Origin of the sequence: Crystallibacter permensis, assembly GCF_025960875.1 — a bacterium.
Lineage (GTDB): Bacteria > Actinomycetota > Actinomycetes > Actinomycetales > Micrococcaceae > Crystallibacter > Crystallibacter permensis.
In genome coordinates, this window is record NZ_JAODLR010000001.1 from 158,415 (window position 1) to 179,739 (window position 21,325).

At 65.3% G+C, this 21,325-nt stretch carries 24 protein-coding genes and 3 tRNA genes; 9 read left to right on the forward strand and 18 right to left on the reverse strand.

The window, feature by feature from the left end; translation table 11 throughout:
- Positions 1–60 precede the first annotated feature (60 nt).
- From nadE to B0G38_RS00730, 4 genes are read left to right on the forward strand one after another with little or no spacing between them, the layout of a single operon-like run.
- Positions 61–885, forward strand: a complete 825-nt coding sequence (nadE, locus tag B0G38_RS00715) for an ammonia-dependent NAD(+) synthetase (protein WP_264667657.1) — start codon at positions 61–63, stop codon at positions 883–885.
- Positions 873–1,238, forward strand: coding sequence for a DUF5655 domain-containing protein (locus B0G38_RS00720; RefSeq protein WP_264667658.1), 366 nt, complete (start codon positions 873–875; stop codon positions 1,236–1,238). Before nadE ends, B0G38_RS00720 begins: the two co-directional genes overlap by 13 nt.
- A 34-nt stretch (positions 1,239–1,272) precedes the next feature.
- The gene (locus B0G38_RS00725; protein WP_264667659.1) at positions 1,273–2,076 is read left to right on the forward strand and encodes an exodeoxyribonuclease III; all 804 of its coding nucleotides are present in this window, start codon (positions 1,273–1,275) and stop codon (positions 2,074–2,076) included.
- 2 nt (positions 2,077–2,078) lie between these two features.
- The gene (locus B0G38_RS00730) at positions 2,079–2,906 is read left to right on the forward strand and encodes a hypothetical protein (protein WP_264667971.1); all 828 of its coding nucleotides are present in this window, start codon (positions 2,079–2,081) and stop codon (positions 2,904–2,906) included.
- Positions 2,907–2,919: 13 nt separating this feature from the next.
- Here B0G38_RS00730 and B0G38_RS00735 read toward each other — a convergent pair whose 3' ends face one another.
- From B0G38_RS00735 to B0G38_RS00805, 15 genes are all read right to left on the reverse strand, one after another.
- Complete coding sequence (locus B0G38_RS00735) at positions 2,920–4,164, reverse strand: RNA polymerase sigma factor (RefSeq protein WP_264667660.1); 1,245 nt, start codon at positions 4,162–4,164, stop codon at positions 2,920–2,922.
- 27 nt (positions 4,165–4,191) lie between these two features.
- Positions 4,192–4,635: a YciI family protein gene (locus B0G38_RS00740; RefSeq protein ID WP_264667661.1), complete on the reverse strand. Its 444-nt coding sequence runs from the start codon at positions 4,633–4,635 to the stop codon at positions 4,192–4,194.
- A gap of 138 nt (positions 4,636–4,773) precedes the next feature.
- Positions 4,774–5,787: a LacI family DNA-binding transcriptional regulator gene (locus tag B0G38_RS00745; protein ID WP_264667662.1), complete on the reverse strand. Its 1,014-nt coding sequence runs from the start codon at positions 5,785–5,787 to the stop codon at positions 4,774–4,776.
- A gap of 7 nt (positions 5,788–5,794) precedes the next feature.
- The gene (locus B0G38_RS00750) at positions 5,795–6,760 is read right to left on the reverse strand and encodes a carbohydrate ABC transporter permease (RefSeq protein WP_264667663.1); all 966 of its coding nucleotides are present in this window, start codon (positions 6,758–6,760) and stop codon (positions 5,795–5,797) included.
- Complete coding sequence (locus tag B0G38_RS00755) at positions 6,757–7,722, reverse strand: carbohydrate ABC transporter permease (protein ID WP_264667664.1); 966 nt, start codon at positions 7,720–7,722, stop codon at positions 6,757–6,759. Before B0G38_RS00755 ends, B0G38_RS00750 begins: the two co-directional genes overlap by 4 nt.
- An 88-nt stretch (positions 7,723–7,810) precedes the next feature.
- A complete protein-coding gene (locus B0G38_RS00760) occupies positions 7,811–9,166 on the reverse strand; it encodes an ABC transporter substrate-binding protein (protein WP_264667665.1) in 1,356 nt (451 codons plus the stop codon).
- 212 nt (positions 9,167–9,378) lie between these two features.
- Entirely contained in the window at positions 9,379–9,990 is a 612-nt protein-coding gene (locus B0G38_RS00765; RefSeq protein WP_264667666.1) for a hypothetical protein, read from the reverse strand.
- Positions 9,987–10,619, reverse strand: a complete 633-nt coding sequence (locus B0G38_RS00770) for an Asp23/Gls24 family envelope stress response protein (protein ID WP_264667667.1) — start codon at positions 10,617–10,619, stop codon at positions 9,987–9,989. The genes B0G38_RS00765 and B0G38_RS00770 overlap by 4 nt, the downstream gene beginning before the upstream one ends.
- Positions 10,616–11,008, reverse strand: a complete 393-nt coding sequence (locus tag B0G38_RS00775; protein WP_264667668.1) for a hypothetical protein — start codon at positions 11,006–11,008, stop codon at positions 10,616–10,618. Before B0G38_RS00775 ends, B0G38_RS00770 begins: the two co-directional genes overlap by 4 nt.
- Positions 11,005–11,196 carry a DUF2273 domain-containing protein gene (locus B0G38_RS00780; RefSeq protein WP_074700154.1) on the reverse strand — a complete coding sequence of 64 codons (192 nt, stop codon included), beginning with the start codon at positions 11,194–11,196 and terminating at the stop codon, positions 11,005–11,007. Before B0G38_RS00780 ends, B0G38_RS00775 begins: the two co-directional genes overlap by 4 nt.
- Before the next feature lie 32 nt (positions 11,197–11,228).
- A complete protein-coding gene (locus tag B0G38_RS00785; protein WP_264667669.1) occupies positions 11,229–11,720 on the reverse strand; it encodes an Asp23/Gls24 family envelope stress response protein in 492 nt (163 codons plus the stop codon).
- A 70-nt stretch (positions 11,721–11,790) separates the two neighbouring features.
- On the reverse strand, positions 11,791–12,336 hold the full coding sequence (locus B0G38_RS00790; RefSeq protein WP_264667670.1) for a hypothetical protein: 546 nt from the start codon (positions 12,334–12,336) through the stop codon (positions 11,791–11,793).
- Between the two features lie 232 nt (positions 12,337–12,568).
- Positions 12,569–12,644: transfer RNA gene (locus B0G38_RS00795), tRNA-Phe, on the reverse strand.
- 58 nt (positions 12,645–12,702) lie between these two features.
- Positions 12,703–12,776 (reverse strand) — tRNA-Asp (locus tag B0G38_RS00800).
- Positions 12,777–12,859: 83 nt separating this feature from the next.
- Positions 12,860–12,932, reverse strand: a tRNA-Glu gene (locus B0G38_RS00805).
- A gap of 108 nt (positions 12,933–13,040) precedes the next feature.
- Between B0G38_RS00805 and B0G38_RS00810 the strand changes: the two genes are divergently transcribed.
- The 3 genes from B0G38_RS00810 to B0G38_RS00820 all read left to right on the forward strand — a co-directional run bounded on the left by B0G38_RS00810 (position 13,041) and on the right by B0G38_RS00820 (position 16,228).
- The gene (locus tag B0G38_RS00810) at positions 13,041–13,406 is read left to right on the forward strand and encodes a metallopeptidase family protein (protein ID WP_264667972.1); all 366 of its coding nucleotides are present in this window, start codon (positions 13,041–13,043) and stop codon (positions 13,404–13,406) included.
- 2 nt (positions 13,407–13,408) lie between these two features.
- Positions 13,409–14,335, forward strand: a complete 927-nt coding sequence (locus B0G38_RS00815; RefSeq protein WP_264667671.1) for a cation diffusion facilitator family transporter — start codon at positions 13,409–13,411, stop codon at positions 14,333–14,335.
- Positions 14,336–14,617: 282 nt separating this feature from the next.
- On the forward strand, positions 14,618–16,228 hold the full coding sequence (locus B0G38_RS00820) for a C40 family peptidase (RefSeq protein WP_264667672.1): 1,611 nt from the start codon (positions 14,618–14,620) through the stop codon (positions 16,226–16,228).
- 27 nt (positions 16,229–16,255) lie between these two features.
- Here B0G38_RS00820 and B0G38_RS00825 read toward each other — a convergent pair whose 3' ends face one another.
- Complete coding sequence (locus B0G38_RS00825; RefSeq protein WP_264667673.1) at positions 16,256–17,269, reverse strand: universal stress protein; 1,014 nt, start codon at positions 17,267–17,269, stop codon at positions 16,256–16,258.
- A gap of 199 nt (positions 17,270–17,468) precedes the next feature.
- On the opposite strand from B0G38_RS00825, the gene B0G38_RS00830 reads away from it, so the two are divergent.
- Positions 17,469–18,017, forward strand: coding sequence for an FAD-dependent monooxygenase (locus B0G38_RS00830; protein ID WP_264667674.1), 549 nt, complete (start codon positions 17,469–17,471; stop codon positions 18,015–18,017).
- 1 nt (position 18,018) lies between these two features.
- On the opposite strand, the gene B0G38_RS00835 is transcribed toward B0G38_RS00830, so the two are convergent.
- On the reverse strand, positions 18,019–18,648 hold the full coding sequence (locus B0G38_RS00835; RefSeq protein ID WP_264667675.1) for a copper resistance CopC family protein: 630 nt from the start codon (positions 18,646–18,648) through the stop codon (positions 18,019–18,021).
- Between the two features lie 73 nt (positions 18,649–18,721).
- Between B0G38_RS00835 and B0G38_RS00840 the strand changes: the two genes are divergently transcribed.
- Positions 18,722–20,182 (forward strand): NCS2 family permease, encoded by a 1,461-nt coding sequence (locus tag B0G38_RS00840; protein ID WP_264667676.1) that lies wholly within the window; start codon positions 18,722–18,724, stop codon positions 20,180–20,182.
- A 267-nt stretch (positions 20,183–20,449) separates the two neighbouring features.
- On the opposite strand, the gene B0G38_RS00845 is transcribed toward B0G38_RS00840, so the two are convergent.
- The gene (locus B0G38_RS00845) at positions 20,450–21,304 is read right to left on the reverse strand and encodes a spermidine synthase (RefSeq protein ID WP_264667677.1); all 855 of its coding nucleotides are present in this window, start codon (positions 21,302–21,304) and stop codon (positions 20,450–20,452) included.
- Positions 21,305–21,325 lie beyond the last annotated feature (21 nt).

Sequence of the window (21,325 nt, forward strand, 5' to 3'; positions counted from 1 at the left end):
CCGGGCACAATGTCGGCGCGGGCAACCCGCCGGAAACAGAGTGCAGGTAGGCTGGCTTCCATGCGTGAACTCCAGGTGAAAATCATTGCAGAAATGGGCGTGCGGCCCACCATTGATCCCGCTGAGGAAACCCGCCGGCGGGTCACTTTCCTGAAGGACTATCTGAAGGCCAGCCACACGAAGGGCTTTGTCCTGGGCATCAGCGGCGGTCTGGATTCCACCGTGGCCGGCAAGCTGGCACAGCTGGCCGTCGACGAGCTCGAGGCCGAAGGCGTGGAGGCCAACTTCGTGGCGGTCCGCCTGCCCTACAACGTGCAGCATGACGAGGACGACGCCCTGGCGGCGCTGAAGTTCATCGACCCGAAGACGTCGTGGACCTTCAATGTGGCTCCGGCCGTGGACGGTTTCGAAACCGAATTCACCACCACCACCGGCGAAAAGATCACCGACTTCAACAAGGGCAACATCAAGGCACGGACCCGGATGATCGCCCAGTACGCCCTGGCCGGACAGCACAACTACCTGGTCATCGGCACCGACCACGGCGCGGAATCCGTCACCGGCTTCTTCACCAAATTCGGCGACGGCGGGGCGGACGTCCTCCCGCTGTACGGGCTGAACAAGCGGCAGAACCGCCAGCTCCTGGAACACCTCGGCGCCGAGGAACGGCTGTACATGAAGGCACCGACGGCTGACCTGCTCGATGACCAGCCCGGCCGCACGGACGAGGACGAGCTCGGCCTCTCCTACGACCACATTGACGACTACCTCGAGGGCCGCGAAGTGCCGGAGGCAGTGGCCGAGGCGATCGAGCACCGGTACCTGGTCAGCCGGCACAAGCGCACCGTCCCGGTGACCATCGCGGACGAGTGGTGGCGGAACTAAGCTCCGAGCTGGCCGGCTACCTCGCCGGCAAGAACGAGAACGCCGCCGCGATCTTCCTGGCGTTCCGTGACGCTGTGCTGGCCGTGGGAGAGGTTGAGGAGCGGGTCCACCGGACCGACGTCACCTGGGCTGACAGGCGCGCCTTCGCGGTAGCCTTCACCCTGTCCTCCCGGCTGGAGATCAGCATTGACCTGCTCCGGCAGGTGGAGCACCCGCTGCTGCTTCAGGCTTTCCCGACCACCAAACGGGTCATCACCCACCGGCTGTCCCTCACATCGCCGGACCAGGTTGACGAAAACATCCGCGCCCTGCTGGTCGAATCGTTCGACACCGTCGGTCCCGGCACCCGATGAACAACACGGCTGCCAGTTCGGTAACGTAGTGAGCGTGAAGATTGCTACGTGGAATGTTAACTCGATCCGTGCCCGCGCCGACCGTATCGAGGCATGGTTGCTGCGCTCCGACGTGGATGTGGTGGCCATCCAGGAAACCAAAGCCACCGATGAGAACTTTCCGTGGGAGCTGTTCGAAAATAACGGCTACGAAGTGGCCCACTTCGGGCTGAACCAGTGGAACGGCGTCGCCATCGCCTCCCGGGTGGGACTTGACGACGTGGAGCGCACGTTTATGGACCAGCCGCACTTCGGCAAGACCGATGACGCCGTCCACGCCGAGGCCCGTGCCATCGCGGCGACCTGCAACGGCGTCCGGATCTGGAGCCTTTATGTACCGAACGGCCGGGCCCGGAATGATCCGCACATGGCGTACAAACTGCAGTGGCTCGATGTGCTCAAGAAACACGCCGCGGACTGGCTGCAGGCGGACCCGCAGGCACAGATCGCCCTGACCGGGGACTGGAACATCGCCCCGCGGGACGAGGACGTCTGGGACATCGACAAGTTCCAGCGCGAGGAACTGACCCACGTCAGCGAACCCGAGCGCGCCGCCTTCCGCGCCTTCGAGGAAGCCGGCTATATCGACGTCGTCCGCCCGATCCACCCCGGCCCGGGCACCTACACGTACTGGGACTACACCCAGCTGCGCTTCCCCAAGAAGGAAGGCATGCGGATCGACTTTGTGCTGGCCTCACCGGCGCTGGCTGCGCGGGTGACGGACGCGATCATTGACCGCGAGGAACGCAAGGGCAAGGGCGCCTCCGACCACGCGCCCGTGATTGTGGAACTGGACTAGTGATGACCAGCTTCCCGTACGTTTCCTACCTTCGGGTCTTCGAGCCCCTGGATGCCTTCTCCGATGAAGAGCAGCTGCTCATCATGGAACAGCGCAGCCGGGACCGCCGGATCACCGAGGAACTGGACCGCGGGGAGTCGCTGCGCCGCATCACGCGGACGGTCTCCGACCCGTTCCCGCACGACAGCGAGGATCTGGTGCGGGTGCTGCATTACCCGTCGCCGGAGGGCCTGACCACGCCGTACTACTGCCCCAACCAGCTGGCCGTCCGGAGCACCCTGGCGGCGGAGTCGATTTCGCACAGCCTGCACAACCCGCTGCTGGGACTGCTCCTGCCGGAAGCGGCGCGCGATGCCCAGCAGCAGCGGCTGGATCCGGACACCTTCGCGGATTCGCTGGCCAAGCTGCACACCAGAAGTTCCACCTGGGGTATCCCGTTCGGCTGGTTTGTCCTCTTCCGTGAAGACGACCATGCCGAGGTGATCGAAGGTCGCCACGGAGTGGAAACCGTGCGGCTGAGCGCCCCGCTGATGCAGTGCATCGACCGCGCCCGGTACGCAGCGGCCAGCCTTGCGGTGGCCGCGCCGGGGCTCGACCTGCTCGACGAACTCACCGAGATCACCGAGTGGATGGAGACGTTCACGCTGACGGGCATGCTGGAACTGGATTACGGGCGCGTAGCGGACATGGTCTACCCGGACGATTCGCCCTCCGATGTCCAGGCCGGCATCGAATCGCTGGCCGAGGGCGACATGACCGGGGCGGCTGCCGCCTACCGGCGCCTGGCCACCCGCTGGATCAAGATCCGGCAACTGGCCCGCGCCTCCTGAGCCTTCCGGGCCTTCAGGCCTCGGCGGCCTTGCCTTCCAGGACAGCCCGTTCACGGTCGTTCCGGGCCAAGGCCGCGGCCACCGTGAACTCCGCGCGGGCCTCCTCCCGCCGGCCGAGCCGGGCCAGCAGTTCGCCGCGGACACTGGGCAGCAGGTGCGATCCGCGCAGCGCGCCGTCGGAACCGAGCCGGTCCACGATGGCCAGTGCCGTTGCCGGCCCGGTGGCCATGGAGACGGCGACGGCGCGGTTGAGTTCCACCACCGGACTCGGTGCAATCCGGCCGAGCGCCTCGTACAGCAGCACGATGCCCGCCCAGTCGGTCTCATCGACGCTCGCTGCAAGGGCGTGGCATTGGGCTATCGCGGCCTGCAAGGCATAACTGTTCCTCCCCCGGCCCAGCGCATCGGCCCTCGCCAACGCAGCTTCGCCCCGCCTGATCTGGGCCCGGTCCCACCGGCTCCGGTCCTGGTCTGCCAGCAGGACGGGGGTCCCGTCCGGGCGGGTGCGGGCGGCGAAACGGGAGGCCTGGAACTCCATGAGCGCCACGAGCGCATGGGCCTCGGGCTCGCGGGGCACCAGGCCGGCAAGGATGCGGCCGATCCGCAGCGCCTCGTTGGCGAGGTCGGGCCGGATCCAGCGGTCGCCCGACGTTGCCGCGTACCCCTCGGTAAACATGAGGTACACGACGCCGAGGACCGCACCGAGCCGTTCGCCCCACTCGTTCGGTTCCGGGACCTCGAAGGGAACCCGGGCGGCCGCGAGGGTCTTTTTGGCCCGCACGATCCGCTGCTGGATAGTGGCGACGGGCACCAGGAACAGCCGCGCGATCTCCTCCGTGGTCAGGCTGCCGACGATCCGCAGCGTCAGCGCCACCTGGGCCTCGCGCGAGAGGACGGAATGGCAGGCGCTGAACACCAGCCGCAGCACGTCGTCGTCCAGCGGTTCCCACGCCACCGCGTCTTCGTCCTGCAGCCCGCGGGCGATATCGCGGTAGCGCTCGTCGAGCCGCGCGGCCCGGCGCCATCCGTCGATGGCCTTGCGTTTGGCCACCGTGGTGAGCCAGGCGCCGGGGTTGCGCGGAATGCCGGATTCCGGCCACTGGGCCAGGGCATCGGCCACCGCCTCCTGGGCCAGATCCTCCGCGAGTCCGACATCCCCGGTCGCCCGCGCCAGGACCGCAACGATCCGAGCACCTTCGATCCGCCATAGCGCATCGATCCGGCGCCGGACCTTGTCCGCTGCCTCCGCCCCGGTCATGGCAGGTTCCCGCCGCGCGGCTGGGTCCTAGCCGTTCTCGCTGTTCAGGTCCGCTTCCTGCTTGCGCCATTCGGATTCCTTCTGGATGTATTCGTTGTCCGCAAAGTCGGCGAAATCTGCCTCCTCGGTGATCCGGCGGACTTCGAGCTTGGCACCGGGCCCCAGCGGGCAGCGGCTCGCCCATTCGACTGCCTCTTCCTTGGACGAGACCTGGATGATCCAGAAACCGTTGAACAGCTCATGGGTCTCGCCGTAGGGGCCGTCCGTGACAACGGGCGGCTCACCCGAGAAGTCGACAACAAAGTTCGCGTCCTCGGACACGTCGGCCAGACCGTCCCCGCCGAGCATGACTCCGGCCTTGATGAGCGATTCGTTGTAGGCGCCCATCTTGTTGATCATCTCCTCGAAAGGGATCTCCTTGGCGGCCTCAAGAGCTTCGGCGGTGCTGCGCATGATGAACATGTATTTCATGGTTCTCTCCTTGTCTGGATGAAGGCGCCGTGCACGTCCTTCTACTATTGCGTCGAACCGGACCCGTGGGAATCGACACCGGCCCGAAAATTTCTTTACCTCTTTGCATCGCCGTCTCTTAACCGGGCCTGCCAATGATTACGACGACGGCGGCGGTGCCGTGGAGCGGCGGATGATCAGCTCATGCGGCTGGAAGGGCGGCGTGGCCAGCCGCGGTGCCCCCTGCAGTTCGCCGAGCAGGAGTTCCGCCGCGTAGCTGCCCTGGTCCTCCGGGCTTTGGCGCACCGTTGTCAGCCCCATCGGCTCGGCGAATTCGTGGTCGTCGATTCCGATCACGGAAAGTTCCTCGGGGACGCGGATCCCGCGCTCCTGTGCGGCAACCAGCACCCCGAAGGCCATCTCATCCGAGGATGCGAAGACGGCGGTGGGGCGCTCCCCCGGCTGGTCGAAAAGCCGGGCGGCTGCCAACTTGGACTCCAGGAACCTGAATTCTCCGGTGATCAGCCACTGGGGCGAGGCCTCCAGCCCATGGCGTTCCAGCGCTGCCCGGTAGGCTTCCTCGCGTTGCTGCGGGACGGCGAACTCGATGCCGTACTCACCGCCTCCGCGTACATGGGCGATCCGGGTGTGGCCCAGGCCGATCAGGTACTCCATGGCATCCGTGGCCGCCCCGCCGTCGTCGATGCTGACGTTGCGTAACCCGTCCACGTATCCGCCGATGGTGACGTTGGGATAGTCCAATTGCTGCAGCGCCGCCAGTTCCTCGGGGGTGAGCTCCATGCACATCACCAGCAGTGCATCGATCCGCTTGCGCAGCATCGAGCGGTGGAAAACCCGGTCCCGGTTCAGGCCGGTGCCGCCGAGGCTGAAGACCACCATGTCATAGCCGGCGGCCCGCAGTGCCCGGTCAACGCCCTCCAGCGCGGAGGAAAAATACCAGCGGTCAATCAGCGGAAGCAGCACGCCCATGGCCATAGTGCGTCCGGAGGCCAGGTGCGCGGCCGAAGAGGATGCCACATAGCCCAGCTCCTCCGCCTTCTCCAGCACCTTGCCGCGCGTGGCTGCCGACACCCCGGGCAATCCGCGCAGCGCACGGGACACCGTTGCCGTCGATACGCCCAGGGCCCGGGCGACGTCGTCGATCCCGGTCATGGCAGTCTCACCCCTTGAGGCCACCTGCGAGCAGGCCGCGGACAAAGTAGCGCTGCAGGCCGAAGAACACCGCCAGCGGAACGATCATGGAGACGAAGGCTCCCGCGGTGAGCCGGTGCCATTCGTTGCCCCGGGTGCCGGTCAGTTCGGCCAGCCGCTGCGTAATCGGGGCGACATCCGCGGTGCCGCCGGAGAAGACCAGCGCCACCAGCAGGTCGTTCCACACCCATAGGAACTGGAAGATGCCGAAGGAAGCAATCGCCGGCACCGAAAGCGGCAGGATGATCCGCCAGAAGATGGTGGCGTGGCCCGCGCCGTCCACGCGTGCCGCTTCGATCACCTCGCCGGGAATCTCGGAGATGAAGTTGTGCAGCAGGAAGATGGCCAGCGGCAGGGCGAAGATGGTGTGCGCTATCCACAACTGTGCATAGGTGCCCGCGGGCAGCAGCTGGAATTCACCGATTTTCAGGTTGATGAACAGGGACAGCAGCGGAATCAGGGCCATCTGCAGCGGAACGATCTGCAGGGCGAAGACGAAGATGAACAGCGCATCTTTGCCCCTGAACCTGCCCCACGCGAAGATATAGGCCGCCATGGACGCGAGCACCAGCGGGAAGATGGTCCCCGGGATGACGATGGCCAGGGAGTTCAGGAAATACTGCCCCAGATTGGGCGAAGAGCTTCTGCCGGAGGCCAGCACGTCGCCGTAGTTCTCCAGAGTGAACTGGAAGTCCCCCAGAAAGTTCCACCAGCCGCTGTTCTGGATGCTGTCTTCGGGCCGGAAGGAGGAGATAAAAAGCCCGAAGGTCGGGATGGTCCAGATGGTGGCGATGATGATGGCGGCCGCCGTGGCGCCGCGGGAAGTCAGCCGCTGCCGAACCCGTCGGGCCATTGGTTCCGGCCGGCGGGACTCGATGACATCTTCGGTCGCCACCGCCGTCGCCGCGGACGCATCTGCTGGTATGGCGCTCATCGGATCTCCCTCTGCATCTTCAGCTGCCGTGCGTTGTACACGACGATCGGCAGGACCATCAGGAACAGCACCAGCGCGAGCGCGGCACCGCGGCCGGGCTCGTTGGCCCGGAACGCCTGGGTGTACATCTCGTTGGCGATGACCGAGGTTTCGAAGTTGCCGGCGGTCATGGTCCGGACAATATCGAATACTTTCAATGTGCCGATCGTGATGGTAGTGATCACGACGATCAGCGCACCGCGGATGGACGGAATGGTGATGTTGCGGAACTGCTGCCAGGCGCTGGCGCCGTCCAGCCGGGCCGCTTCCACAATCTCGTTCGGAATGCCTTTGATCGCCGCGGACAGGATGACCATGGCAAAGCCGGTCTGGATCCAGATCATTACCGCGATCAGGAAGAACGTGTTTTCGGGGGCGTCCAGCAGGAACTGTTTGGGCTCGCTGCCGAACCACACCAGGATCTGGTTGAGCAGGCCGATCTGTTCCTGTTCGGCCCCGCGGTAGGCGTACATGAAGCGCCAGATCACGCCCGCACCGACCATCGAGATGGCCATCGGCATGAAGACCAGCGCCTTCAGGCCTTTTTCGCCCCTGGCCTTATCGATGAAGACCGCATAGGCGAGTCCGATACCTGTCGAGAGCAGCGGCACCAGGATGACCCAGAGCACCGTATTGCGCAGCGTGACCAAGGCTTCGGGCTGCGTGAACATCCAGACGAAGTTGTCCAGTCCGTTGGGGTCGCCATTCCGGTCCGTGAAGGCCAGGAGGGCCGTCAGTACGGCCGGGCCGACCAGTCCGATCGCCAGCAGAACGGCCGCCGGGGCAAGGAATCCGATAATCGTGGCCTTGTCCCGGAACGACTTTGGCGCTCTGTCGACCAGCAACATGATCAGGCCGATGATCGCGGCGAAGATGGCAAGGGCAATCACCACCTGCAAAAACTTCTCGCCAAGATCCTCCATGGCGCAGCCTCCTTGATGCGGGGAATGAAGCGAAAGAGGCCCGGCCGGTGCAGCTGTTCAGGCGGACCGGCCGGGCCTGTGGACTCAGTTACTCACTGGGCCAGCTGGACTCGATGGAATCCAGCACTTCCTCGGTGGACTTGCCGTTGATCCACTCGACGATGCCGCTCCAGAAGGAGTTGGCCCCGACCGCTCCGGGCATCAGGTCCGAAGCGTCGAAGCGGAACACCGTGTTTTCATCCTGCAGCAGCTCAATGGACTGCCGGTCCAGCGGATTCTGTGCCAGCGACGGGTCCAGGCCCTTGTTGGCACTGATGGCCGCTCCCTGCTGCACGCGGTTGTTGGCGAACTCCGCCGAGGCCATGTACTGCTGGAATGCCGACACTTCTTCGCGGTCCGCGTAGGCAGCAACGAATTCGCCGCCACCGGTGATGGCGTCGGCACCGGCTTCCTCACCCGGAGTGATGAACGCCCAGACGTCGCCGTCCTCGGCCACGGTGGTGCCCTCCGGCCAGTTGGCGGCTTGGAAGGTGGCCTGATGGTGCATGGCGCAGGCGCCGTCGAGCACCGGCTGGCCGCCCTCTTCAACCGTGGTCGAAAGGATGGAACGGACATCACCGAAGCCGCCGTTGACGTAGTCCGGGTTCTTGACGATGTCGCCCACTGCGTTGAACGCGTCGGCAATCTGCGGGTCGTTGAACGGGATCTCGTGGCTGATCCACTGATCGTAGACCTCCGGGCCGGCCTGGCGCAGCACGGCGTCCTCGACCCAGTCCGTGCCCGGCCAGCCGGTGGCCTCGCCGGCTTCGAAACCGGCGCACCAGGGCTTCATGGTGCCCTCGTCCGCAATGGTCTGCGACAGGGTCATCATTTCGTCCCAGGTCTGCGGGACTTCCCAACCCTTCTCCTCGAAGGTGGACGGCACGTACCAGACGTAGCCCTTGACGCTGGCCAGCATCGGAGCGGCATAGAACGTGCCGTCCACGGTTCCGTAACCCTTCCAGTCCTCGGACCAGTTTTCATCCACGAGCGCTTCGACTTCCGCCGGAGCCGGCTTCAGGTAGCCTGCCTTGGCATGGGCGGCCAGCAGGCCGGGCTGCGGAATGATGGCAACGTCCGGCGGATTTCCGGCCTGGGCGCGCACCCCGATCTGGGTCTCGAACTCGTTGGAGCCTTCGTACACTACATCGATCCCGGTGCACTCTTCGAAGTCCACCCAGGAGTTTTCGAGGCGCTCCCCTTCGAGGTCGGTGATGGTTGAGTAGACGCTGACTTCGGCGCCGTCGAACGTTCCGTAGGTCTCGTAGGTACTGCAGTCCGCGGCCGCCTCCGAGCCCCCTCCTCCCTCTTCCGAGCCGCCTGGGCCGCAGGCGGAGAGGGTGAGGGCCAGCGCACTGAGCGTTGCCAATGGCAGAACTGCCTTTTTCGAGCGGACAAATCCCATGATGTGACTCCTTTGTCAGGTGGCCGCGAGTGAACTGGACAAAGCAGCAGTAAGCCACCAAATGTGGATCGGGTATCTGAAACGTAAACGCTTACGCTGCGCAAGACAAGAACGTTTTACCGACCGGTAGCCTTTGATGCTGAATTGTGATGCAAGCCATGGAGCCGCCGACCCCAGGCCTTCGTGGAACCAGGCAGGACCGCCAGGGAGAGCTAGTGGACGCGTTCGGTGCGTCCCAGCCGGGCGCGAGCGCTGGTACCGATGCTGATGACCACAGGCGTCTCCCGTCCGATCACCAGGTCCAGCGCTTCCACCAGATCCGAGACCTGCTCGGCCACCAGGTAAGGCGGCACGCCCTTGCGAGGCAGCACCCTGACGCGCAGGCCCGGCGTGCCCCGGAACTCGTAGGTGGCGACGGTGGCGTGCAGGATCTCCTCGCGCTCCAGCAGTGCGGTCTTCAGCGCCTGCTCCGCAACCGCAGCGCCCAGCTCAACGGTGCCCGGGCCGCCGTCGTCGTTGTAATCCGCAGCCAAGGTACTCGCCCGGCCCTTGCCTTGCTGCGCCACCCACGCGATCATCAGCACGATCAGCACCAGCATCACCAGCGCCAGCACAATCCACAGCCAGCTGTCCCGCTGGCCGGGCAAGGTAGTCGCGGCCAGCACGTTTTCGATGCCGGCCCCGGCCCGGCGCGTCAGCGCATGCCAGGTGCCGGCGAGTGCCGGAACGGCGGCCAGCGCCACGGCCGTGGCGCCGACTGCGATCAGCAGCAGTCCGATCAGGGTCAGGAGCACGCGGTTGAGTGCCCGCGGAGTCTCGTTCACTGGCCGACCACTCCCGACGTCGAGACTCTGACCCGGACCTCGGGCATGGGATCGATGTGCGAGTGCAGCAACTCGTCCTCCACCGCCGACTGGATTGCGGATTCCTCCACCGGGATGCCGGAAGTAGGACGCAGCTGGACCTCCACAAGGGTGCGCGAAACCGTCACGAGCACCTGTTCCTCGGTTACATTCGCCCGGGTCCGCGCACGGCGCGCCAGCGAAGAGGCCAGAACTTCGTCGTCCACGACGGCGATTCCGCGCCGGCTGGGGAGGACGTGGCGGTGCAGACGGCCGGGCAGGACACCGTGCAGGAAGAAGAACAGGCCGGCGAAGAGGATCAGCACGCCGCTGGTGCCCAGGATCAGCGTGGGCACGTTCCGGGGCAGCTGGTTCAGCCAGGCCGCGAAGTCCCGGGGCTCAAGTAGCCATGCGGGTTGGCCGATAGCTTTCAGCGCGGCTTCGAGCAGGACGTAGAGACAGATAAGCGAAACCAGGACCGCGGCGATGATCGCTGCCGGGGCACGGGAACTGCGGGTTTCGCGCAGGGCCAGCCGATCGTTGAAGCGGTCCCCCGCCTCGTAGGCGGTGGCTTGGCCGTCATAGTGTTCCTGGTAGTCGGTGCCGCTCATCGAACGCGGCCTCCGCCCTGGATCCGGATTCCGGTCACGCGGATATCCACCCGGCTCAGCGTGGATCCGCTGATGCGCATGACCCGGTCAAGGATTTCCCCTTTGGCCGCGTGGACGCGCTCCCAGATCGAGCCGCCGAAGCCGGCCACCAGCTGAGGATCCTGCAGGACCCGGGTCAGCGAGGGAATGCCTATCGGCAGGGCCAGCGAGAGCGCCAGATAGCCCTGGTCATCCCGCCAGCTTGCCCGGATGAGGGTGGGGGAAACGCCGAGGACCTCACCGGCCACGCCCTGGGCGGTGCTGGTGAGGGCCTGCGTGCTGACTCGGTTGTGCCCGGCGAGCCTGCGCTCTGCTCCGCGGGCCGGAACCACGGCATCAGCGGCAGTCATGAAGAGGAGCGGCGTCCGGTCAGCGCGTCGCGGACACCGCGCAGATCGAGTTTGCCGTCCGCGGCACGGCCGATCAGGGCGCCGACGGCCAGGAACACGGCCATCAGCAGGAAGCCCCAGAATTCGAATACCAGTGCCGCCCAGGCCAGGGCCGCGCCCACGGCCATGCCGACTACGGTGTTGCTCATTTTTGGCCTGCCTCCAAGTTCTCCGGCGGCCCTCATGGCGCCGGCTGCCGGGCGGATTTCTCCGCCGTCGTTTTCGCGTCATTGAGGCCGGGCACGTGAACGTCGTTGATTTCCACATTGACTTCGATGACATCCAGCCCGACGAACTGCTCCACGGCACTGTAGACCGCCGCACGGACCTTCTGCGCGAGTTGCTGCAGCGGCACACCGTACTGGGCCACCAGATTGATGTCCACGGCTACCTGGGTCTGCCCCACCTCCACGCGGACGCCCTGGCCGATATCGCTGCCGCCCACGGCATCACGCAGCGCGCTCAGTGCACGGGCTGTGCCCGAGCCCAGTGCGTAGACACCGCTGACGCTGCGGGCCGCCACCGCGGCGACCTTGGCTACGGCGGTATCCGAGATGGTTGTGCGCCCGGGTGCCTCCGGACCTGCCTTGTGCAAGGCCGGTTCCTGGAGGGCAGGGTCGGGGATGGCGGGTTGGTACGCCGGCGGTTGACCTGCCGGATTCTGGTTCTCCACCTGTTCTCCCATCGCCGTGCTTTCTCTTGAAGCAAGCCTAACGCGTATGGCCGACGGCGGGAGCGCCCGGCTAAAAGGTGCAGTTGGACTCCAGCCACTCCTGGATGGGCTCGACCGCCTCCCGGAATGATTCGTCGTCGAAATCGGTCAGGTCCTCGTGCTTTGCCAGCTCCGCTTCAACCTCGTCCAGCTCGTTGTGCAGCCCGGCCGGCGCCTTGTCCCGCAGATCCTCGACCTCGGCCTGCAGCTCATCCAGCCGCGCTTCATCCACGCCCGCAATAAAGCTCAGCGGCGCCAGCATCAGGGCGGCGACTTTGGCCGCCACGGCCGTGCAGGCTTCGGTCCTGGTGCCGTAACTGCCCCACTTGGCGGGGTCCGAGGACGCCGCGGAATCATCGAAACTGCTGTCGGCGCCCTCCGGACTCGCCAGAGGCACTTCGTCGGCCGGCGTCCCTGCTTCCCCGTCACCGAATGTTGCGGAGCCGGGAGCGGACGACGGCGGTTGCCCGGCTTCCGTTTCAAGCGGTGGGTCCGGTTCGATCACACCGGGCGACGGCAGTTTGGCCGAAGCCTCGGACGGGGACTGCGGGAAGGCTGTGCAGGAAGTCAGTCCCACTATCGCGGCCGTGAAAATGACCGCGAGCTTCGCCAGGAACAGTCCTGTCCTCCCGAATGAAAATAACGCCGTACCCACGAAAACAGGGTATCGGGCCACTCTGTGAAGACCATGGGAACGTTTCAGCCCTGCCGGGCGGACAACCCCCGATAATCCGGGTGCCGGATGCGGCAGGCGGCGAGGGCTGCGTTAAATGAGAGAACCCCGCGCTTCCACGAAGGCGGGGATCTAGTGGTGGCTCCGACCGGCGTCGATCCGGTGACCTTTCGATTTTCAGTCGAACGCTCTACCAACTGAGCTACAGAGCCTGGGAACATCTGACGATGATCACCGTTTGACTTTCTAAATCACTCTAGAAAACCAGAGCGACCCTGACGGGACTCGAACCCGCGACCTCCGCCGTGACAGGGCGGCGCGCTAACCAACTGCGCTACAGGGCCTTGCTTTTTTGCCAGCATTCATCTTACCAGTCTTTTGGAGCGGTCTTGACCACGTCCGGCTGACTGGAAATCAGCTTACTGAGTACCCCCAACGGGATTCGAACCCGTGCCGCCGCCGTGAAAGGGCGGTGTCCTAGGCCGCTAGACGATGGGGGCCTTAGGACCACTTCGGATTGTCACCCGCTGTGGACTCATAAAACTATAGAGCCTAGATCCGGATTTTCCAAAACGGGTTTTTGGCCCGGGTAGAGTCGATACGTGCCGATGGAAATGTCCCTGCCGGATTTCGAGGACGCGGTCAACGACGCGATCGATCAGATTCCGGACAAGATCGCCCGCGAGATGACCAACGTGGGCATCTTTGTCGAGGAGGAATACACCCCGCAGCCGTGGGAGGACCCCGAAACGGAGCTGCTCGGCCTTTACGAAGGGACCCCCCTGACGGAGCGGGACCAATGGTGGGACGCAGGCTCGCTTCCGGACCGGATCACCGTGTTCCGCGGACCGATCCTGCGGATGTGCGAGAGCCGGGATGAGGTCATCCACGAGGTCCTGGTCACCGTGATCCACGAAGTAGCACACCACTTCGGCATCGCCGACGACCGGTTGCACGAATTGGGGTGGGGCTGAGCATGGGCCACGGACACAGCCACGGACTGCCCGCTTCCGGCACCGCGACCGCCAAACACCGCAAGAAGCTCATCTGGGTGGTCGCCATCACCCTTGCCGTGGTGGTCATCCAGATTATCGGCGCCTTCATCTCCGGCTCCCTTGCCCTGCTGGCCGACGCCGGCCACATGCTGTCCGACGCGGCGGGTGTCTCGATTGCCCTGCTGGCCGCGTGGATTGCCACACGTCCGCCCTCGGACAAACGCACCTACGGCTACCAGCGCGCCGAAGTCCTGGCGGCACTGGCCAATGCCATGGTGCTGATCGTCATTGCGGTCATCATTTTCCTGGAGGCGCTGCGCAGGCTCGGGCAGACGCCGGAGATCCATACCGGCGCGATGCTCCTGACTGCCGTGCTCGGCGCCGTCGCAAATCTCGTCTGCCTGCTGATCCTCCAAGGCGGGCACAAGGAAAGCCTCAACGTCCGCGGCGCTTATCTGGAGGTGCTCGGAGACCTGCTGGGCTCGGTCGCGGTGATTGTCGCCGCCATCGTTATCGCCCTGACCGGCTTCGTGCAGGCGGACACGTTCGCCTCCATCCTGATTGCCGTGATGATCCTGCCGCGCGCCTGGAGCCTGCTGCGCGACGTCGTCAATGTCCTCCTCGAGGCAACGCCCAAGAACGTGGACGTGGCCAGCATCCGCGAACACATCATGAGCGCCGACGGCGTGGTGGATGTCCATGACATCCACATCTGGACCATTACGTCCGGCGTCCCGGTGTTCTCGGCGCACGTGGTGGTGGCCGACGAGACCCTAAATGCCGAGGGGATCGACCGCGTACTAGACCGGCTTTCCGGGTGCCTGGGCAGCCATTTCGATACCGAACACTGCACCTTCCAGATCGAGCCGGTCTCCCACGCCGACCACGAAACCCGTCACCACGACTGACGTTTCCGCTCACCCCGTCCACCCTGGATCTCCTTGGCAAAGCCACCTCCGTTTCTGCGACACGCCCGCACAATAGCGACAGAACTACACTGTTGTTACTAATGTTTCTAATGGGACGAATGTTGCCAAAGTGGCTTGCGATGCATATTCTCAAGGAGTTGTGAATGCAGCCCGGTCTCCTGTTCGGCCTTCTTTGCGGGCCTTGAGACCGCCTCGATCCCGTGATCGGCCGTTCCTGAACGTGCGCATTCACTGCTCACTTGCAGCTGGGGGACCGTACACATGGGGATGTCTGAAGGGCGCTCTGCCCGTTCAAAACGCACGACGCCGGTGCGTACCATTTCGCTGGCGGCTGCCACTGTCGCTTTGCTCACCACAGCCGGCCTGCCACCGGCCGTCGCGGCACCCACGGGCGAACTGCCGCAGGTTTCAGTGTCCACAGTGCAGATTCCTGCCAGTCCCGCCCTGTCTGACAAAGACATTGACGCGGCCAAGGGGGACGCCGAGGCGACGAAGGCGCTCGTCGAACGGATCGAAGAGCAGCTGCGCGCGGCCAGCGGGGAGCTGGAAAGCGCCCGCTACGAGACGATGCAGTCGCAGAACAACTACAGCACCGCCCTGCTCATCCAACAGGACCGCACGTCCGAACTGGAGGACGCTCGAAGCAAGGCGAAGCAGGCCGGTGAATACTTCGAAGCCGTTCAGGACCAAGTGGGCCAGCTGGCGGGAGAGCTGTACCGCAATGGTGGCGTCAACCCGGGTTTGAGCTCCCTGCTGGCCAGCGCCGATGCTGACGAAGTGCTCTACAAGGCGTCCGCCCTGGACGCCCTCTCCGACAACCGGTTCCAAACCCTCACCTCTGCCCAGCAGGCAGCCCAGCTGTGGGCAGCCTGGGAACTCCACGTTTCGGAAGCCGAAGAAGCTGCCCAGGACGCGGCTGCCGCGGCCAAGGCCGCGGAGTCGAACGCCAAGGCCGCCAGCGCCGCCCACGAGCAGCTCGTCAGCAAGCAGGAAGAACAGCGCCACGTCCTGCTGGACCATTTGGCCGAACTCCGCGGCACCAGCGTGGCCGAGGAGAACCAGCGGATCTCCGCACTGGAAGAAGCCGAGCAGCAACGCCAGTTCGAGGCTCTGGTGGCCGAATCCGAACGCCAGGCAGCCGCGCAGCCAGCAGCAGCCGCCAATGTACCGGCCTCCGGCGGTACCGGAAGCCCGTCACCTGCAACGGTAGTTCCGGCCGCGGACGGCATCACGCCAGCCCCGGCGGCGCCGCCTCCCGCCGCGCCCAGCACCCCTGCGGCGCCTGCCGCACCGGTGGCTCCCCCGGCCCCTCCAGCCGCCGTTCCGGCACCTGCCCCGGACCGGGCACCGGAACCTGCGCCCGAGCCCGAACGTGCACCGGCACCGGCACCTGCCCCACCTCCGGCCCCGGCCCCCGCGCCGGCACCTAAGCCTTCGCCGAAACCAGCTCCACCGAAGCAGGAGCCGGCTCCCGCACCCGCACCCGCACCGAATTACTCCACGGCGCAGACGGCGATTAACTACGCGACAGCCAAGGCCTCAAACAAGAAGTCCTATTACGAATGGGCCGGCAACGGGCCTTGGGGTTTCGACTGCTCCGGCCTGACGCAGCAGGCGTTCGGCACGGCGGGCAAGTGGATTCCGCGCACGGCCGCGGCACAGTACGACCAGGCACCGCACAAGGTTTCGCTGGGCAATCTGCAGCCCGGAGACCTGGTGTTCTGGGGCACCGAAGGAAACTTCTGGCATGTGGCCCTCTACATCGGCGGCGGCCAGGTGGTCCACGCCATGAACCCGAACGACGGCCTGCGCGTCACACCCATCGGCTACATGTACGGCAAACTGCACGGCTATGGAGCCCGCTGGACCTAAAACCGGGAGGCTACGGGCAGGGCCGGATCATTCCTCCGGCATAGGGCCGAACTTCTTGCGGTCGTCGAGCCGTGGATCATGGGCGTCCGGTACCACCATGACGGGTCCCTTGGCGTGATGCAGGACTCCCTGGCTGGTGGAACCGAGCAGCATGCCGGCAAAGCCGCCGCGTCCGCGCGTACCCATAACCAGCAGTTCTGCCGTCCGCGTGGCTTCGATAAGCAGCTCCACGGGAGAGCCGTCCTGGACCTCGCCGCTGATCTGCAGGCCGGGGAAGTGGCTGCGCAACCAGGCCACGCCGGCGTCCAGCTGTGTCCTGAGGTCCGCGTACAGCGCCTCCCGGTCCAGCGGCGCGGGCACCCAGGCCAGCGAACCGGTGAAAGGCGGCAGAGCGCAGATGACGCGCAGCGGCCGGCCCCAGCGCGCGGCCTGCTCAGCAGCGACGAGGGTGGCCATGCGTGCCTGCTCCGAGCCGTCGACGCCGACCAGGACAACCTTTTCCACGTCGTCGGGCTTGACCGGGACGTCCTTGCCCTTGGGCAGTTCGAAGTCGACGCCTTCGAGCCGCGGAGCGCAGGCCAGCGGGATAGTCACCGAGGGGCAATGGGCGTGCGCCGGGACGGCACTGCTGACAGAACCCAGCAGCCGGCCCATGAAGCCGCCGCGTCCACGTGTACCAACGACGACCAGCTCCGCCTCTTCCGACAGCTCCAGGAGCACCCCGGCGGCGTCCCCGGTTTCCACCGTGGCATGAACCTCGACGCCGTAGCCGTCCAGCTTCTCCACGGCCTGCTCAAGTACGGCTTCCGCGCCCTCGCGGATCACCGCATCATCCAAAGTGGCGTAGCCGGCATCCATGCTCGAAGCGGCGAAGACGGGAACGGTATAGGCGGTGATGACATGCAGCGGGGTCCGGCGTTTTTGTGCCTCCTGGGCTGCCCATACCAGCGCGCAGTGGCTCTGGTCCGAACCGTCCACACCAACCACGATTCCGCGGGGCGTTCCGCCGCGGCTGGCATTACCGGGTGTTGCGTTTGTCATTGCTCCCGCCTCCCTCGAATGGGCAACTGCTCCGTTGCCATCTACTCTCAGCTTACTCCCAGAGAAGCCTCTTCTCAGGGAGGGCAAATTTGGATAGGCTTCGAGAAATCGCTGTCGAGTTCTCCCTCGGCCTGTGACCTGTGCCCGATGCGGATCCCGCCGCCGTGGCACTCTCCTACCCGTTCGAGGAGGCTGTACGGTGAGTGCTGTGTGCCCCGCAGACGTACCGATCGAGTCCACCACCACCGTTGTCATTGGTGCGGGCCTGCCCGGCCTCGCCGTGGCCAGTGAACTGAGCAGGCACGGCGTCGCCTCCATTGTGCTGGAGGGCATGGGCACGGCCGGCAAGCGCCGGAGTGTCATGACGGACTCGGTCTCGCTGACGGAACGCTCGGAACTGCTGCGGCTGCTCCGTGGCTATGCCACCAGCCACCGCTTGGACGTCCGCCCCAGCACGATGGCCAACAAACTGAGTCGGGACCAGCAGCAGAAGTGGGTCATCCACACTGAGCAGGGCATCCTGCAGGCGGAGTCCGTGGTGCTCACGGACTGCCCGCAGAACCAGGTCCGCCGGTTCCTGCGCGGTCTCGGGATCAACCTCGGCCGAGACCTCCGGGCAACGTTGAAGTCCCTGGGCCTCTACCTGGTCGGCGTGGCCGACCTGCTCACGCCCAGTACCCGGGAGATTGTGCGGCAGGCCAAACTGGTCGGCGACGCCATTGCTGGCGGCCGCATGCTTCTCGCCTGAGCTACTCGCCGCCCTTGCCGAGACGGCGCTTCGCCGTCACCCCGATGACGACGCCAAGCACCACGAGCGCGGCGACCATGCCGAGGACGCTCCACGGAACCGTCTGGCCGGCTACCGTAATGCCTGCTGGCTCGTCGGCCGGATTTTCTTGCGTCTCGATCGGCTCGGGCGTTCCCGCACCGGCATCCGTGCCCGCGCCAGCACTGGCGCCGGCACTGGCACCTTCTGTGCCCTCTGCGCCGGATTCCACAGTGAAGGTGAAGTTCCCTTCGATCGGATGGGCGTCGGATGACACCACCCGCCACACCACCGAGTATTCGCCCGCAGGCGCATCGGCCTTGATCGGCTGGCTGACTTCGGTGTCAGTGATCTGCACCTCGCCGTCGGCCCAGTTGGTTCCCGATGAGTCCTGGATCTGCACCACGGAACCCAGCGCCACGGGGACGTTGCTGAAGTTCAGCGTCAACTCCTCGGGCATGGTCTCCACCACCGCACCGGCTTCCGGCGTCTGCGAGAGGAGTTCATCGTGGGCTTGTGCCCCGGCGGCGGGAAACAGTACAAAGGCGGCGGCCACCAGCACAGCCGTGACTAACCTAACGGCTGCGGAGGCACTCAGGGAAAGCTTTTTCACTCCTCCAGCCTACGTCGAGGGTTAGGATTCATGGGAAACGCGCCATCCCAACACTTCTGCGGAGGACCTCTCCATGCCCCGACAGGGAAATATACAGACCAAGCAAGGCTTCCTGGCCAAGGTCGATACGTATTTTGAGATCACCAAAAGAGGCTCCAACTACTCGCGTGAAATCCGCGGTGGTCTGGCTACCTTCTTTGCCATGAGCTACATTGTGGTGCTCAATCCGCTGATTCTCAGCGGCGCAGACGCCAACGGAGATGAACTCGGTGGTGCCCGCGTTGCTGCCGTCACCGCGTTGGTGGCCGGCGTGCTGACCATCGTCATGGGTGCCTGGGCGAAGTACCCCTTCGCCCTCGCGACCGGCCTGGGCGTCAACGCGTTCGTTGCCGTCACTGTGGCCAGCAACCCGGGCCTCACCTGGCCCGATGTGATGGGTCTGGTGGTGCTGTCCGGCGTCACCATGCTGATCCTGGTGCTGACCGGGTTCAGAACGGCCGTCTTCAAAGCTGTCCCCGCGAGCCTGAAAACCGCCATTGTAGTGGGCATCGGCATGTTCATCGCGCTGATCGGCCTGGTCAACGCAGGGTTCGTCCGCCGCGTCCCCGACGTTGCCGGCACCACCGTTCCGGTTGGTCTGGGCTTCGACGGCAAGCTCATGGGCTGGCCCACCCTGGTCTTCATCTTCGGCCTGGTCCTGACCATGGTCCTGGTGGTGCGGAAGGTCAAAGGTGCCATCCTGATCGGCATCGTGGCTGCCACGGTGTTCGCCCTGATCGTGGAGGCCGTTGCCCAGCCCGGTTCGCAAGGTGCCGGCGTCCCCACCGGCTGGTCCCTCGTGACACCGAGCCTGCCGGACTGGTCTGCGCCGGACCTGAGCCTGATCGGCCAAGTCAGCATTTTCGGTGCGTTCAGCGAACTCGGCGTCACGGCCGCGAGCCTACTGGCCTTCGCCATCCTGCTCAGCATCTTCTTCGATGCGATGGGCACCATGGTGGGTCTGGCCAACGAAGCCGGGCTGACCGACAAGGAAGGCAACATCCCGCTTGTGGACCGCGTGCTGCTGGTCGACGCGGCCGGTGCCATTGCCGGCGGCGGGGCTTCGGTCTCCTCCAGCCAGATCTACGTTGAATCCGGTGCCGGGATCGGGGAAGGAGCCAGGACGGGACTGGCCAGCATTGTCACAGGCCTGCTCTTCGTCGTCGCCATGTTCTTCACCCCGCTGATCTACCTGGTGCCGTTCGAGGCGGTGGCGCCGGCGCTCGTCGTCGTTGGTTTCATGATGGTGGCCCAGGTAGGGCGGATCGATTGGTCGGACTGGGGCGTGGCCCTGCCGGCCTTCCTGACCTTCACGCTGATGCCGTTCACGTACTCGATTGCCAACGGCCTGGGCGCCGGTTTCATCGCCTACGTCATCATCCGCGCTGTGCAGGGACGGACCAAGGACGTGCACCCGCTGATGTGGGCAGTTGCCGGGGCGTTTGTCATCTTCTTCGGCATCGGCCCGATCGAGCAGCTCCTGGGCGTTTCCTGACGGGTTAAACCGAGATGCCGGGTGCTGGGCCTAACTTGGGGGGATTAGGCTTCAGCTCCCGGCATCCGGCACCGGATCAGGTCCGGTTGAGCAGACAGGGTGCTCCAGCCACCATCCATAGTGTCGAAGCCGATTTTGTCCCCGGTCTGCCTCCGAAGAGTTCACCGCAAGCGGATCCCTCCCGGGCCTTTTACGGTCTCCCATGACCGTTCGTTCTAAATCTAATACAGAACCTGCTGACAAGTCACAACATTCGGTGAAACGATCCTAATTCGTTGCGCGGTCTTGCAGAACGGCAACACCTCTGGAAAACTTTGCCACTTCGCCACGACCCCAGAGCTGCGCCGGGACCGCGCCGCCCAGCAGGGCCCGCACAAGCTGCGGGTCGTCGCCGAACGGAACGTCGCTGCCGGCGATGATGACGTTGCCATAGCGCCGCCCTTTAAGCATAGGCGGATCGGCAATGATCAGGGTATGTTCGAAGACGCTCGAGATCGTGGCGGCCTCGGCACGGGCGCCCAGCAGCTGCGGAGTATCCCCGCAATTGACCAGGTAGATTCCGCCCGGTGCCAGTACCCGGCGGGCCGCCTGGGTGAATTCCAGTGTGACCAGGCTGTCCGGCGTCAGACTGCCGGCGAACACGTCCCGGATGATCAAGTCCCGGCTGTTTTCGGACAGCGACTCGGTAACCTCGCGGGCTTCGCCGACGCGGATGCGTACCAGCGGCGCTTTGGGAATGTCGAACCATTGCCGGACCAGCTCGGCCAGCTTGGCATCGATTTCGACGACGACCTGCCGCGCGTCCGGGTAACGCGACGCGAGGTAACGGGCCATCGAACAGGCCCCGCCGCCCAGGTGGAGCGCGCGCAGTGAACCCGTTGCGGGCCAGTGCGATTCGATCAGCGCCGCCATCCAGCGCATGTACTCGAAGTCCAGCCGCTCGGGCTCGCCGATCACCACATGCGAGGACTGGACCCCGTTGATCTTCAGCAGCCAGGCGTCCGTTCCGTCGGCGTCCCGGACCAGTTCGGCCACGCCGGAGGAAATCTCGTACCGTCCTTCGGCGGGCCCGGCAGCAGTTTCGGCCGGCTCGGGGTTCCGGCCGCGGTTGCGCCGTCCCATCAGCCGTTCCTATCGGCGAAT